The sequence below is a fragment of the Streptomyces sp. NPDC052225 genome, assembly GCF_040679615.1.
GTDB lineage: Bacteria > Actinomycetota > Actinomycetes > Streptomycetales > Streptomycetaceae > Streptomyces.
In genome coordinates this window covers 1-14,776 of the sequence record NZ_JBFAVD010000036.1, presented here as the reverse complement: position 1 = coordinate 14,776, position 14,776 = coordinate 1, and the positions used below count along the sequence as shown (strand labels likewise).

10 protein-coding genes are annotated in these 14,776 nt (G+C 73.7%); 7 read left to right on the top strand and 3 right to left on the bottom strand.

Annotation, left to right across the window (positions count from 1 at the left end; translation table 11 throughout):
* Positions 1–17 precede the first annotated feature (17 nt).
* On the top strand, positions 18–728 hold the full coding sequence (locus AB0L37_RS34275; RefSeq protein ID WP_365514594.1) for a TetR/AcrR family transcriptional regulator: 711 nt from the start codon (positions 18–20) through the stop codon (positions 726–728).
* A 12-nt stretch (positions 729–740) separates the two neighbouring features.
* Here AB0L37_RS34275 and AB0L37_RS34270 read toward each other — a convergent pair whose 3' ends face one another.
* From AB0L37_RS34270 to hmgA, 3 genes are all read right to left on the bottom strand, one after another.
* Complete coding sequence (locus AB0L37_RS34270; RefSeq protein WP_365514591.1) at positions 741–1,937, bottom strand: type ISP restriction/modification enzyme; 1,197 nt, start codon at positions 1,935–1,937, stop codon at positions 741–743.
* A 57-nt stretch (positions 1,938–1,994) separates the two neighbouring features.
* Positions 1,995–2,744, bottom strand: a complete 750-nt coding sequence (locus tag AB0L37_RS34265) for a GntR family transcriptional regulator (RefSeq protein WP_365514588.1) — start codon at positions 2,742–2,744, stop codon at positions 1,995–1,997.
* Positions 2,745–2,945: 201 nt separating this feature from the next.
* A complete protein-coding gene (hmgA, locus tag AB0L37_RS34260) occupies positions 2,946–4,259 on the bottom strand; it encodes a homogentisate 1,2-dioxygenase (protein ID WP_365514585.1) in 1,314 nt (437 codons plus the stop codon).
* Positions 4,260–4,419: 160 nt separating this feature from the next.
* Between hmgA and AB0L37_RS34255 the strand changes: the two genes are divergently transcribed.
* The 6 genes from AB0L37_RS34255 (at position 4,420) to AB0L37_RS34230 (ending at position 14,677) form a co-directional block, all read left to right on the top strand.
* The gene (locus tag AB0L37_RS34255; RefSeq protein ID WP_365514582.1) at positions 4,420–4,947 is read left to right on the top strand and encodes a hypothetical protein; all 528 of its coding nucleotides are present in this window, start codon (positions 4,420–4,422) and stop codon (positions 4,945–4,947) included.
* A 10-nt stretch (positions 4,948–4,957) separates the two neighbouring features.
* The gene (locus AB0L37_RS34250) at positions 4,958–5,566 is read left to right on the top strand and encodes a TetR/AcrR family transcriptional regulator (RefSeq protein WP_365514579.1); all 609 of its coding nucleotides are present in this window, start codon (positions 4,958–4,960) and stop codon (positions 5,564–5,566) included.
* 97 nt (positions 5,567–5,663) lie between these two features.
* Positions 5,664–6,518 (top strand): hypothetical protein, encoded by an 855-nt coding sequence (locus AB0L37_RS34245; RefSeq protein ID WP_365514577.1) that lies wholly within the window; start codon positions 5,664–5,666, stop codon positions 6,516–6,518.
* On the top strand, positions 6,499–11,865 hold the full coding sequence (locus tag AB0L37_RS34240; RefSeq protein ID WP_365514574.1) for a caspase family protein: 5,367 nt from the start codon (positions 6,499–6,501) through the stop codon (positions 11,863–11,865). Before AB0L37_RS34245 ends, AB0L37_RS34240 begins: the two co-directional genes overlap by 20 nt.
* Before the next feature lie 164 nt (positions 11,866–12,029).
* Positions 12,030–13,436, top strand: coding sequence for a CitMHS family transporter (locus AB0L37_RS34235; RefSeq protein ID WP_365514571.1), 1,407 nt, complete (start codon positions 12,030–12,032; stop codon positions 13,434–13,436).
* 8 nt (positions 13,437–13,444) lie between these two features.
* Complete coding sequence (locus AB0L37_RS34230; protein WP_365514712.1) at positions 13,445–14,677, top strand: MFS transporter; 1,233 nt, start codon at positions 13,445–13,447, stop codon at positions 14,675–14,677.
* Positions 14,678–14,776: the final 99 nt, after the last annotated feature.

The following is a 14,776-nucleotide window of genomic DNA, read 5'->3' as shown; positions in this document are numbered from 1 at the left end:
GCGCGAGGTGATGATCAATGGCGGGCCGAGCGGCCGAACCCCAAGTGATCTGGGCGCGCCCCGAGCGCGCCGGACGGGGCCCCAGGCCGGCCCACAGCAGGGCCGACATCGCGGCGACGGCCGTCCGCGTCGCCGACGCCGAGGGCATCGACGCGGTGTCCATGCGCAAGATCGCGGCCGAGCTCGGCATGGGCACGATGTCGCTGTACAACTACGTGCCGCGCAAGGAAGACCTGCACGAGCTGATGGTCGACGCGGTCAGCGGCGAGTACGAGTACCACGAGCCGACCGGCGACTGGCGCGCCGACGTCCTCGGGCTCGCCCGGCAGGCGCGGGCGCTGATGCACCGCCACCCCTGGATGCCCCGCCTCATGTCACCGGTGTACGGCTTCAGCCCGAACGCGCTGCGGTACCTGGAGCACTGCATGGCCTGCCTGGACCCGCTGGAGCGCCCGTACGGCACGAAGATGGAGCTCATCGCCGCCGTGACGAGCGTGGTCACGACGTACGTCGCCAACGAGATCGCCACCGCCGAACGCACCCGTTCCCTGCCGTGGAGCGCCGAACAGGAACAGGCCGTGCGGATCGCCTACCTGGGATCGCAGGTGGCGTCCGGCAAGTACCCCCGGCTCGCGGCGGCGTTCATGGAGGACTCGGGCCCGATCGACCTGGAAGCGGTCTTCGAGCGGGCGCTGCGCCGGACCCTGGAGGGCTTCGCCGCGGAGTGAGAGCGGTGCGGGTCAGAGGAACGCGAACTGCCCGCCCGGGCCCTCCTCCTGATGGTCGAGTACGGAGGCGGGCCGACGCGCGCCGTCCGGTACGGGGAGGATGCCCGCGCGCCGCAACGCTTCCCCGGTGACCTCGGCGCCGAGCTCGCCCCGCAACGCGTCCTGAAGCGGGGCGAGTTCGGCGAGCAGCGCCAGCACGGTCACGATCTCAAGCAGCTCCGACGTCCAGGCCTGCGGCCAGGCGGACGGGCGCAGCGCCGCCAGCGTGCCCGGCTCGGCGGGGGCGGTCCTGCGCGCGAACCACTGCTCAAGGACGCGGACCCCGCTGACGTGGAAGTCCCACGCCGCCCCCGGGACCGGAGAGATGCGGCCGTCGCCGATGAGCAGGGCCGCCTCCTCGCGGTCGTAGAGCAGCTCGGTGGGGCGGGCCGGCAGCGGGGCCCGCACATACGGGCGACGCCCGCCGGGCAGCTTCGGCCGCTCGTCGCCGGGCGCGCGCCGCTGCAACCACGCGGCGCGGCGGCCGAGTTCGAGCCCGCGCGCCCAGACTCCGGGATCGTCGGGCAGGGGCACGCGGACGTCCTTGCCCGCGCGCACGGCCATGGCCGTGATCCAGGCGAACAGGTCGTCGGCGGTGACCTCGTGGCCGTAGCGGCCGGAGAGGTGGGTGAGCAGGCCGGGCGCGACGTTCGGCTCGGCGCCGTTCGGGCGGCGGTACAGCGGGCGGATGCGGCCGGGGCGGCCCGCGGGGGAGCGGCCCTCGGGCAGGACGGCGCTCGCGAGGACGACGGGGCCGCCGGCGTCGGGCACGTACCCCTGCTCCACCAGGTACGACTGCCGCGCGTCGGCGACCCGCCACAGCTCGGGCCGGGCCGCGTCGAGCAGCCGCTGGTCGGGGATGAGCCACTGCTCGTCGAACGGCCCGTGCAGCACGCGCACCGGCTCGGGGCACGGGCCGTCGGCGTGCGCGAGCGGTTCCGTTCCCGTGCGCCGGCCGGGGAGTTGGGCGGCCGCCGTGTGCAGGGTGCGGGTCCGCGAAGCTTCGAGCAGGGCCTCGCGCTCGCTCGCGTCCGCACGGACGAATGCCGCCCAACGGGCCTTGAGCGATGCGGGATCGGGCGCCACGGGCCAGCCGCGGCCGAGCCGCAGCGGGGCGACGGACCACGGCATGAGGTCCGCGAGCAGCGGAGCGTCGGTGTCGGGCGTCACCCGGGCATCGTACTCAGACACTGTCGCTGTGCCGCCCGCCTCAGGGTGCCTCCCGCCTCAGTGCGCGTCCAGCGTCACCGTGAACGAGAAGCGGTCGCCGCGGTAGTGGATGACCGCCACGTCGAGCACCTGGCCCTCCTCGTCGTACGTGATCCCCGTGTAGTGCAGGATCGGGCTGAGCAGCGGCACGTCGAGCAGCCGGGCCGTCTCGGGGTCGGCGAGGCGGGCCTCCACCGAGTCGGTGATCCGGCTGATCTTCACCCCGACCACGTCGCGCAGCACCTTCGTCATCGGCCAGCGCGCGAGATCGGCGACATCGACCAGCTCACCGAGGTCCGGCCGCAGATAGTTGCGGGCGTGGTTGGTCGGCTCGCCGGTCTTCTCGTCGCTGCGCAGCCGGTGGTACGTGGGGGTGGTCGCCGCCCCGGGGAACAGGTCGGCGTACGCCGCGGGCACCGGCGCCGGGCCGTGCTCCAGCAACTCGGTCGTCATGCCGGACTGCTGCGCGACGATGGCGTCGACGGAGCCGAGCAGCCGCACGGGGGCGCCGCGCCGGGCGTCCGGTTCGATGAAGGTGCCCCGGCGGCGGTGCCGGGTGATCAGCCCCTCGTCCTCCAGCTCCTTCAGCGCCTGCCGCATCGTGAGGACGGAGACGCCGTAGTGGGCCGCGAGTTGTTCCTCGGTGGGCAGGCGCAGCGGGTCCTGCGGGGAGCGGCCCAGTATGGAGGCGCGCAGGGACTGCGACACCTGATACCAGAGCGGCAGTTTGCGGTTCAGGACGATCGAGTCCGGGGCGAATGACGTCACGGGTTATCCGTATCGGTCGTTGGGCGGGGATGCAATCTCGTGTGCCGGGTTCTGCTGATCGGGCGGGTGCGGGGTGCGTCGTGGCTGGTCGCGCAGTTCCCCGCGCCCCTGAGATGCGCACCTTCGGTGCGGCATCTCCCCGAGGCGCGGGGAGCTGCGCGACCGGCCCCCCACCGGCCCGCAGCCCGCGACGAACCGGGACTACCCCCGAAAATGCCGCTCCAGACCCCGCCACACCTCGTCATAGCCGCGCTGCAAGTGCCCCGCCCCAGAGGCCTGCGCAGCCAGCGTCACCGGCCACCGCGTCTCGAACATGAAGGCGAGACCGTCATCGACCCGCTGCGGCTTCAGCTCGGCCGCGCTGGCCCGGTCGAACGTCTCCCGGTCGGGCCCGTGCGCCGACATCATGTTGTGCAGCGAGCCCCCACCGGGCACGAAGCCGGCGGCCTTGGCGTCGTAGGCGCCCTCGATCAGGCCCATGTACTCGCTCATCACGTTCCGGTGGAAGTACGGCGGCCGGAACGTGTCCTCGCCCACCAGCCAGCGCGGCGCGAAGACGACGAAGTCGACCCCGGCGAGACCGGGAGTGTCCGACGGCGACGTCAGGACCGTGAAGATCGACGGGTCCGGGTGGTCGTACGAGATGGACCCGATGACGTTGAAGCGCCGCAGGTCGTACACGTACGGGACATGGTTGCCGTGCCAGGCGACGACGTCGAGCGGCGAGTGGTCGTACGTCGCCGTCCAGAGGTTGCCGCAGAACTTGTTGAGCACCTGCACCGGCCCGTCGGCATCCTCGTACGCGGCGACCGGCGCCCTGAAGTCCCGGGCGTTCGCCAGGCCGTTGGCCCCGATCGGGCCGAGGTCGGGCAGCTGGAACGGGGCGCCGTAGTTCTCGCAGACGTATCCGCGGGCGGACGCGTCGAGGAGCTCCACCCGGAAGCGGACGCCGCGCGGGATCAGCGCGACCTCGCCGGGAGCCGCCGCGAGCAGCCCGAACTCGGTGCGCAGGAGCAGTCCGCCGCGCTCGGGGACGATCAGGAGTTCACCGTCGGCGTCGCTGAACACCCGGTCCTTCATGGGGGAGTTGGCGTGGTACAGGTGCACGGCCATACCGGTGCGCTGCGTCGCGTCGCCGTTGCCGCCGAGCGTCCACAGGCCCGCCAGCCAGTCCGTGCCCGGCGCCGGGTCGGGCAGCGGGTCCCAGCGCAGCCGGTTGGGGTCGGGGACGGACTCCGTGAAGGGGGCGGTACGGACCGCGCCGTTGTCGACGCGCGTGAACCGCGGGTGCGCCGCCGACGGACGGATCCGGTACAGCCACGAGCGGCGGTTGTGCGCGCGGGGCTCGGTGAACGCCGAGCCGCTCAGCTGTTCCGCGTAGAGGCCGAGCGGGGCGCGCTGCGGCGAGTTGCGGCCCTGGGGCAGGGCGCCGGGCACCGCCTCCGAGCCGTGCTCGTTCCCGAACCCCGACAGATAGGTGAGACCCTCTGCCGTCTTGCGTACGTCCCCGCTCATCATCGCTCCCTCGTCAATGATTCCTATGGACAACCGTAGGATTCGGCCGCACCCCGCGCAAGAGGGCCGGAGATCTCCGTACGGCCTCCCTCCTGAGGCCCCCGCGGCCTCCTCCCCGAGGCGGATCCGGGAACGTGAGCGGTCCTCTACTGTCGCGTGCATGTCGAGGTCGTCACGGTTCCGCACAGCCGCCGCCACCCTCCTGACGTGTGCCCTCCTCGTGGGCCCGGTCGGGTGCGGTGACGACGACGGCGGTCCGCGCCAGGTCGGCACGGTCCTCGACACCACCGATGACGAGGGCCGGCGCTACCGCCAGATCCCCGAGGAAGGCGCCCCCGAGGCCGGCATCGTCGTCGAGCCCGACGCCGACCCCGGCGCCGGCTGGGACATCCGGATCCGCCTGAAGCACTTCCGCCTCAGCCCGCCCGGCACCGAGTCCCGCGCCGTCCACGGCCGCGGCTACGCCCAGCTCTTCCTCGACGGCCGGCGCCTGGCCCTGCTGCGCACCCTCGACCACCGGCTGCCCGCCGCCCGCGTCGGCCGCGGCACCCATCACGTCACCGTGCGCCTGTACGCCGACGATCACACCGTCTGGGCCGTCGACGGCAAACCCGTCGAGGCGACCGCCGACCTCACCGCGTCGGGAGCCGAGACCGCCTCACCCACGTCGTCCACGGACGCCCCTTAGGCTGGGCGCCATGCCCCACCCGACGTCCTTGCGCCGCGCCCCTGTTCAGCGGCGCAGCGCCGAACGCCTGACGCGGATCCTCGACGCCTGCGCCGAGCTTCTCGACGAGGGCGGCTACGAGGAGCTGAGCACCCGGTCCGTCGCGAGCCGCGCCGACGTCCCCATCGGCTCCGTCTACCGCTTCTTCGGCAACAAGCGCGCCATGGTCGACGCCCTCGCCCAGCGCAACCTGGAGAGCTACGCGGAGCGCGTCACCGTACGGCTCGACGCGATCCCCGCGGGCGACTGGCGCGCCGCGATGGACGCCGTCCTCGACGAGTACCTCGCCATGAAGCGCACCGCCCCCGGCTTCTCCCTCGTCGACTTCGGCACCCAGATCCCCGTGGGCGACCCCGACGCCGACCCCAACCACCGCGTCGCCGGCACCCTCACGGACCTCCTCGCCCCGCACCTCGGCCGCACCCCCGACGCCGCCCTGCGCCGCACCTTCCTCGTCGCCGTCGAGACGGCCGACGCCCTGGTCCGGCTCGCGTTCCGGCTCGACGCGGCGGGGGACGCGGCCATCATCGAGGAGACGCGGGAGCTGCTGCGGGCTTATCTGGCAAGGGTGTTGGACTGAAACGCTGTGAACAGCGCCCGGGCGGGCGCCCGTTGGTACATTGGTCGCGCCGGGCCACGGCCCGTCACTTCCTGTGAACCGGCCGGCGGGGGACGTCATGGTGCGAGTGGTGGGCGTGCACGGGATCGGCCACCAGTACGCGGGTGAGCGGCAGTTGCACGCGACGTGGTACCCCGCGCTGGCCGACGGCCTGACCCGCGCGGCCGCCCCCGGCCTCGATGAGGGCGACCTGCACTGCGCCTTCTACGGCGACCTCTTCCGCACTCCCGGCCGCACCCTCGCCGTGCAGGACCCGCCGCTCGACGCCTCGGACGTCGCCGAGGGCCTGGAGAGCGACCTGCTGCTCGCGCTGTGGGCGGAGGCAGCCCGCACCGACGACGCGGTCCTCGCACCCGACGCCCGCACCCTCGCCCGCACCCCGCGCACCGTCCAGCGCGCCCTCAACGCCCTCAGCCGCTCCCGCTTCTTCGCCGGCATCGCCCTGCGCGCCCTGGTCGCCGACCTCAAGCAGGTCCGCGCCTACCTCACCGACCCCGGCGTCCACGCCGCCGTACAGCAGCGCCTCGCCGACCGGATCTCGTCCGACACCCGGACCGTCGTCGCCCACTCCCTGGGCACGGTCGTCGCCTACGAGGCGCTGTGCGCCCACCCCGAGTGGCCGGTGCGCACCCTCGTCACCCTCGGTTCCCCGCTCGGCATCCACGGCCTCGTCTTCGAGCGGCTGCGGGTCCCGGGCGGCAAGCCGGGGGACTGGCCCGGCTCCGTCGAGCGGTGGACCAACATCGCCGACGAGGGAGACGTCGTCGCCCTCCAGAAGGACCTGCGCCCGCTGTTCGGCGACCGCGTCGAGGGCCATCTCGTACGCAACGGTGCGCGGGCGCACGACGCCACCAGGTATCTCAACACGCCCCAGGCGGGGCGGGCGGTGGCCGGTGGGCGGCAGAGCGACTGAGGGCCGCAGGTATCTGCTGAGCGGGGCCGTCACCCAGGTGGCGGCCCACCCCGAAGCTGCCCGCCCCGAACTCGCCGACGACGTCCACCGCGTCGACGCCCTCTTCCTCGGCGAACTCGGCCACACCCGCGGCGCCGACCTCGGCCTCGACCCCACCCGCGAGCAACTCACCAAGGCGCTGCGGACGTTCGCCACCGCGTCCGAGCGGCGCCCCGACGACCACGTCGTGCTCTACCTCGCGGCGCACGGCATCACCGCCGAGGACAGCGGCCGGCACTACCTGCTGCTCTCCGACAGCGACGCCCGCGACCCGCACGGCACCGCCCTGCCCACCGAGGAACTCGTCGCGCTCCTGTGGGAAGGCACCTCCATCGAGCGGCTCCTCGTCCTCGTCGACTGCTGCTACGCGGAGGAGGGCACCGACACCGCCCTGCGCACCGCCCTGAAAGCACGGCAGTTCAGGGAGCCCGTCACCGAACACGGCCCCACCGGCCTCGTCCTCGTCGCCTCCTCGCGACGCAAGGAGGAGTCCTACGTCGGCGCCCTGTCCGCCGCGTTCGACCGGGCCGTGCGCCGCCAGGCCACCGCCGGACACGCGCCCGCCCACATCAGCGTCGAACACGTCATGGCCGCCATCGCCGCCGACCCCGAGGTGCCGCCCGCCCAGCGCCCCGTCTGGTCCCTCTCGCACGCCACCGGCGGCATCCCCGCGTTCCTGCCCAACCCACGGCACGTCCCCGAGGCCACCGGCCGCAAGCTCGACGAGATCGACCGGATCGTCGCGCTCGGCAGCCGTGAACGGCTCGCACGGGAACAGGAGTTGACCGACTTCTTCCTCCCCAGGGCGCGCGGCACCGACGTACCCACCGACGAGGTGTGGGACTTCACCGGCCGGCACACCGCGCTCACCGACCTCACCGGCTGGCTCGCCCCGGCCCGCGCCGCCGACCGGCTCTGCGTCGTCACCGGCGACCCCGGCTCCGGCAAGTCGTCGCTGCTCGGCATGGTCGCCGTGCTCACCGACCCGGACCGCGGCGCCGCCGTGCCGCGCGCCGGACTGCCGTCGGCGCTGCCGGAGCCCGGCGCCGTGCACGTCGCGGTCAACGCGAGCCACAAGTCGACCCGGCAGCTCCTCGACGCGTTCGCCGCCGCCGCGGGCAGCGCGGCCGAGTCGCTCGGCGCGCTCACCGCCCACCTCCAGACCCGCACGGCACCCCTCGTCGTCCTCGTCGACGGACTGGACGAGACCCTCGCCCCGCACGAGGTCGTCGACGAGCTGATCACACCGCTCACCGACCCCGAACGCCAGCTCCCCCTGCGCCTGCTGGTGGGTGCGCGCCCGCACATCGCCCGCCGCCTGTCCGCCGACGCCACCGTCCTGAACCTCGACGACGAGCGGTACGGCGACCCGCCCGCGGTCCGTGCCTACGCCCGCACCCTGCTGACCGCGCCCGGCTCCCCGCTCCTGACCGCGCCGCCCGGCGTCGTCGACGCCGTGGCCGAGGCCATCGCCGGCGCGGCCGGGCGCTCCTTCCTCGTCGCCCGCATCACCGCCCGCACCACCGCCCGCGAACCCCGCGTCCCCCACCCCGGCGACCCCGGCTGGCACACCTGGTGCGAGCAACTGCCCCGGCTGCCCGGCGAAGCCATGGAGCGCGACCTCGACCAGCGCCTCGGCCCGCTCGCCGACCGCGCCCGCGACCTGCTGCGCCCGCTCGCCTACGCGCAGGGCGCCGGACTTCCGTGGGCCGGCGTCTGGCCCCGGGTCGCCTCGGCCCTCGCCGGCCGTGCGTACGGCGACGAGGACATCGTCTGGCTGCGTCAGGCCGCGGGCTCGTACGTCGTCGAAGGCGTCGAGGACGGCGGCTCCGTGTACCGGATCTACCACCGCGCCCTCATCGAGTACCTCCGCGAGAACCAGGACGCCGAGCACGTGCAGCGCACGGTGACCGGCGTGCTGCGCGACCTCGACCACCCGTACGTACGGCACTACCTGGCGCTGCACGCGGGCGAGGGCGGCGTGCTCGACCCGCTCGTGCGGGACGCCGCGTTCGTGCTCGCCGCCGACCCGGGCCAACTCCTCGCCGCGCTCCCGCAGTTGCGCACCGCCGAGGGCCGCAGGGCCGGGCGCGCCGTGCGGGACATCGAGGCGGTGCTGCGCGGCAGGACACCGGGCCCCGCCGACCCGGACGCCCGTGCCCGGCTGCGGCTCGCGGCGGTCTGCCGCACCGCGACGCGGCTCGCCGACTCCTGCGGCACGGCGGGGGAGGAGCCCCTGCCCTGGCGGGCCCGGTGGGCGGCGTGGAACCCGCACGGCGGCTCGCGCAGCTACGAGGGCCTGTGGTCCAGAGCCCGTCACGGGATTGTCGTGCCCGGCGAGGGAGGCCGGGCCTGGTTCCTGGAGAAGCGCCCGGGTCGCGCCACGGCCGCAGCCTGGGACCTGGACACCGGGGAGCGCGCCGAACTGCCGGCCCAGCAGGGCGCGCTGGACGCGGACACCTGGACGGCGACGCCCGAACTCCCCGGCTGGGGCGTGGCGTTGTCGCACTACACGCGCTACCAGTACCGGGCCGGCAAGGAGAGCTGGCTGCGCTGGCGCCTGCTGCACGCCTGGCACATCCCCACCGGCCGCTACCGGTGCTGGAAGCTGCCGCTGCACGAGGAGGCCGACGCCGGGCACGACCGCACCGGGGTGCGCTGGGCGGATCAGGTCGTGGTGGAGGGGAACGCCGCCATGCTGGGCACGGCCACCTTGCGCTTCTACGACGGCACGCTGCTCGCCTATGTCCTGACGGAGTGGAGCGCGACTCCACGGCTGTCGCGGCGGGCTCGGCGCGCGCTGGACGATGACGACCGGGATCTCCAGCAGGGACTGGACATTCAGCGTGGTGCGGAGTGCCTGACGTGGCAGCCGGGCGAGTCCGGAACCGGGCGTGTCACCGCGATCGCGGTCACACCGCTGTCCTTGTCGGTGCACGGCTTCGCTGGCGGGCACCTGGAATCCGGGAGGCCGGACGGCTGCTCCACCGGCCACGCCGCCCGCATCGACCTCCTCACGGTCGTCACCGGCCACCCCTCCGGCCCCCTCGCCGTCACCGCGAGCCGCGGCGACGACACCGTACGGCTCACCTCCCTGACCGCAGGAAAGCCGGTCCGTACGCTCCTCGCCGGTGAGGCCCCCGTCTCCCTGGCCGTGCACCGGGCGGGACGGCAGTGGATCGCCGCCGTGGCCACCGCCGAGGGCCGGCTGCACCGGATCGACCTCGACAGCGGCCGGCCCGTCGGGCTTCCCCTGCGCATCGACCGCAGCCCGGGCCTGCGTGTCGCGGCCTTCGATCTCGGCACGGTGCCGTGCGTGTCGGTGCAGGGCGACCTGTACGGGCTCCAGGTGTACGACCTCGTCACCGGCGACCGGGTCGGCGGACAGAGCGGGTACCACGAGGCGGCGGCCGTCTGCACCGTCGACGGCACGGTGTGCGTGGGCGGCAGCGACGGCGTCGTACGGATCTGGCCCACGCCGCGCGCCGCCGACTCCACGCAGGTGGCCGGCCACCAGGGCGCCAGGATCCTCGCGATGGGCCCGGTGCGCGGCCCGGACGGTCGCGGGGCCCTGGTCAGCGTGGGCGAGGACCACGCGGTGCGGTGCTGGGACGTCGCGGACTCGCGGGAGATCTGGCGGCGCACCGTTCCCCGCCCCCGGCCCTGGGACGTGCCGCTGCTGTCGTGCGCCGCGGTGGGGCGGCTCGCCGGGGAGCGCGACATGGTGGTGACCGCAGAGCACGGCGGCCGGGTGCGCGTCCTCGTGCTGGACCGTGGACTGCCTGTCGCGGAGCAGGAGTTCGGGGTCGCCGGCATCGTCACGGCGGTCACCACAGGACGGGTCCGCGGCCGTGACGTCGTGGCCGTCACCACCGGCCCCGGCCGGATCGTCTGCTGGGACGTGACGCACAACCGGATGCTCGCGCTGGGTCCCGACCTCGTCATGCCCGGCTGGGCGACGGCGCTCGGCCTCGCCCCGGACACCGGCCGGCTCTTCGTGGGCTTCGACAGCGGCGGCGTACAGGAGTGGACGCTGCCCACGTGCCGGCCGGTCGGAGTGCCGAGGCCCGTGCACCGCGGCGGCGTTCAGGCCATCCGCTTCCTCGACGGGCAGCCCTTCAGCGGCGGCAACGACCACCGGGTCGTCGACCTGGACGGCTCGTGGGAGGGCCGGCTGCCCGAGGCCGTCGCCTCGCTGGGGGACGGTGACGACGGGCTCCTGTGCGGCGCCGCGGCCGGCGAGGTGTGGCGGCTGACCCGGTCGGGCACCCGCCTCGAACTCACCGAGGCCCTCGACACGGTGGCGTCGGTGACGACCGTCGCCGTCTCCGTGCGCGAAAGCGGTGCGGACGTCGTCGTCGGCGCCACGAACGGGCTCGTCCAGGTGCGCGCGGGCGCGGACGGCGCGCTGCGGCACCGACTGCGGCCTCTGGCGGGCCACCCGGTCGAGCAGGTGATCGCCCTCGCCTGGCCGGTGCCGGGCCACCGGCCGCGCCCCTTGGTCATGGCCCGCAGCGGCACCGGCGTCCTGGAGTACTGGGACCTGGCGGAGCGGCCCGCTCCCCGCGTGAGCGGCCGCCCGCTGCGCACGCCGGTGCCGCACTGCGGCCGCGAGGGCGAACCGGTCTGGCTGCGGGCGCTGCCCGAACGGGAGCCGGGTGCCGGGCAGTCGGCGTACTCGCTCACGGTGTGGAACGAGCACGGCCGGGCCCGGCTCGCCGTGCACGACGTGGCGCGCGGCCCCGTCTTCGACGAGCCCTGTTTCGACCCGGGCACGGACCCCGCCTTCTACGAGGCGGAGGTCCTGCCGCACGGCGACCGCACCCTCTACGCGGTACCGACCCGGTGGCGGGGCCTGTTCCTGCTCGACGGGGCGACCGGTGCCAGGGTGCGGGTGCAGGCGGGCGGGGTGCGGGCGGTGGCCCTCGTGCAGGGAGCCGAGGAGGCGCAGCTCCTGCTCGTCGGTGTCGCGGAGACCCTCGTCCTCTCCCTCGACCCGTTGGTCGAGGCGCTGGACCGGCAGGCCGCGACCGGAGTTCGCCGCCGGCGGCGGGCGGCGAGCGCGACACCGCCGCCCGTGCACCGGCACCGGACTGCGCTCCCCGGAGTCCGGCACGCGACGGTCCTGGCCGGCGGGGACCGGTACGCCGTGGCCCTCGGGCGCACCCTGGCCGTCGTCGGCAGCCGGGACGGCAAGGTCCGTACGACGGTCGAGCTGCCCTCCGTGTGCACCGCCCTCGCCCCCGGCCCGGCCGGCGAACTCGCCGTCGGCACCCGCAACGGCGTCGTCCTCTTCGACCGTCTGTGACAAGCCCCGGCGACCCGGCCACCACCAAAGCTGTGACCTGGAGTTTTGCGCTTATTGCTCACGCGTCAACATCTTGTTAACGCAACAGAGCGGGCCCTAACGTCTCGCTGACCGCCACCCCCGGGCGGCAGTTCGAAGGCGAACGAACGTTAGGGACCCCCTCCATGTTGACCATCCTCGGCTTCACCATGATCGCGACCTTCCTGGTCCTGATCATGATGAAGAAGGTGTCGCCCATCGCGGCGCTCGTGCTCATCCCCGCGCTGTTCTGCGTCCTGGTGGGCAAGGGCGCCCACCTCGGTGACTACGTCATCGCCGGCATCGGCGACCTGGCGCCCACCGCCGCGATGCTGATGTTCGCGATCGTCTACTTCGGCGTGATGATCGATGTCGGCCTGTTCGACCCGATCGTGCGCGGCATCCTGAAGTTCGCGAAGGCCGACCCGGTCCGGATCGTCGTCGGCACCGCCGTGCTCGCCGCGATCGTGTCGCTGGACGGCGACGGCTCCACCACCTTCATGATCACCGTCTCGGCGATGTACCCGCTGTACAAGCGCCTGAAGATGAGCCTCGTCGTCATGACCGGTGTCGCCGCGACCGCCAACGGCGTCATGAACACGCTGCCCTGGGGCGGCCCCACCGCCCGCGCGGCCACGGCCCTCAAGCTCGACGCGTCCGACATCTTCGTACCGATGATCCCGGCGCTCGCCGTCGGACTCCTCTTCGTCTTCGCCCTCGCCTACGTCCTCGGCCGCCGGGAGCGCAAGCGCCTCGGATACCTGTCGATCGACGAGGTCGCCGAGACCGTCACCGAGACGGCCGACGAGAAGGTCCTGGTCGGCGCGGGCACCGGTGCGCGCAAGGGGACCGGCGGCGGCGACCACTCCGCCGCGGGCGCACCCTCGTACGAGAACGAGGACGGCGAGACGTTCGAGGGCCTCGACCCGCACCGCGCCACCCTGCGCCCCAAGCTGTACTGGTTCAACGCGCTGCTCACGGTCACCCTCCTCACCGCCATGATCATGGAGTGGCTGCCGATCCCGGTCCTCTTCATGCTCGGCGCCGCGCTCGCCCTCACCGTCAACTTCCCGCACATGCCCGACCAGCGGGCCCGCATCGGCGCCCACGCCGAGAACGTCCTCAACGTCGCCGGCATGGTCTTCGCCGCCGCCGTCTTCACCGGCGTCCTCCAGGGCACCGGCATGGTCGACCACATGGCCAAGTGGGTCGTCAGCGGCATCCCCGACTGGATGGGCCCGCACATGGCACTCGTCACGGGTGTCCTGTCCATCCCGTTCACGTACTTCATGTCGAACGACGGCTTCTACTTCGGCATCCTGCCGGTCCTGTCCGAGGCGGGCGCCGCGCACGGCGTCTCGTCCCTGGAGATCGCCCGCGCCTCGCTCGTCGGCCAGCCGCTGCACATGTCGAGCCCGCTCGTCCCGGCCGTGTACGTCCTCGTCGGCATGGCCAAGGTCGAGTTCGGCGACCACACCAAGTTCACCGTGAAATGGGCCGCGCTGACCGCACTCGTCGTCCTCGGCGCGGGCCTGCTCTTCGGGATCGTGTGACCGACCGGATGAGCCGCACCTGGTTGCTGCGCCTCGTCATCGCCTTCAGCTTCGCGCAGGGGGCGGTGTCGATGGCGCGTCCCGCCGTCTCGTACCGGGCGCTCGCGCTCGGTGCGGACGAGCGGGCCGTCGGCGTGATCGCCGGTGTCTACGCGCTGCTGCCGCTCTTCGCCGCCGTCCCGCTGGGCCGGCGGACGGACCACGGCCGGTGCGCTCCGCTCCTCCCCATCGGCGTGGTGCTGATCGCGGGCGGCTGCGCCTTGAGCGGCCTCGCCGACTCCCTGGTCCCGATGGCCGCCTGGAGCGGCGTGATGGGCCTCGGGCACCTGTGCTTCGTGATCGGCGCGCAGTCGATCGTGGCCCGGCAGTCCGCGCCCGACGAACAGGACCGCAACTTCGGCCACTTCACCATCGGCGCGTCCCTGGGCCAGCTCGTCGGCCCGATCGCCGCCGGCGCGGTGATCGGCGGCCCCGACATGGCCGGCACGAGCGCGCTCGCGCTGCTCGTCTCGGCGGGGGTGTGCGCCGTGGCCTTCACGTCGCTGTGGCGCATCGAGTTCCGTCGTACGCCGACGCGGTCCCGTACGAACGCCGCTGAGGCAGGCCGTCGTGTTCCCGTGCACCGGATCCTGCGCACCCGGGGCGTCCCCGGCGGCATCTTCATCAGCCTCGCCGTCCTGTCGGCCACGGACATCCTCACGGCGTACCTTCCGGTGGTCGGCGAGCACCGGGGGATCGCCCCGTCCGTCATCGGCGTGCTGCTCAGCCTCCGCGCCGGGGCGACGATCGCGTGCCGTCTGGTGATGACGCCGCTCATCAACTGGCTCGGCCGTTCCGCGCTGATCGCGACGACGTGCCTGTTGGCGGCGGTGCTCTGCGCGGGCATCGCGCTGCCCGTTCCCGTCTGGGCCCTCGGCGTGATGCTGGTGCTGCTCGGCTTCTGCCTGGGGGTCGGGCAGCCGCTGTCGATGACGACGGTCGTGCAGGCGGCGCCGCCGGAGGCCCGCTCCACCGCGCTTGCGCTCCGCTTGACCGGGAACCGGCTCGGGCAGGTTGCGGCGCCCGCGTCCGCGGGGCTGGTGGCCGGGCTGGTGGGTACGGCGGCCCCGTTCGTGATGCTGGGTGGGCTGTTGCTGGTCGCGGCCGGGTTGGGGGTTCGGGGTGGGTCTGCTCGCCGTGCGGGGTCGGTGGTCGGGCGCGCCGTGCGTCGTGGCTGGTCGCGCAGTTCCCCGCGCCCCTGAGATGCGCACTTCGTGCGCCATCTCAGGGGCGCCTCCGATGAAGGCTGGCGGCTTCGCCGCCTAGCCTGCAACGGGTAAATACGCCGAGAAGAGACTGCA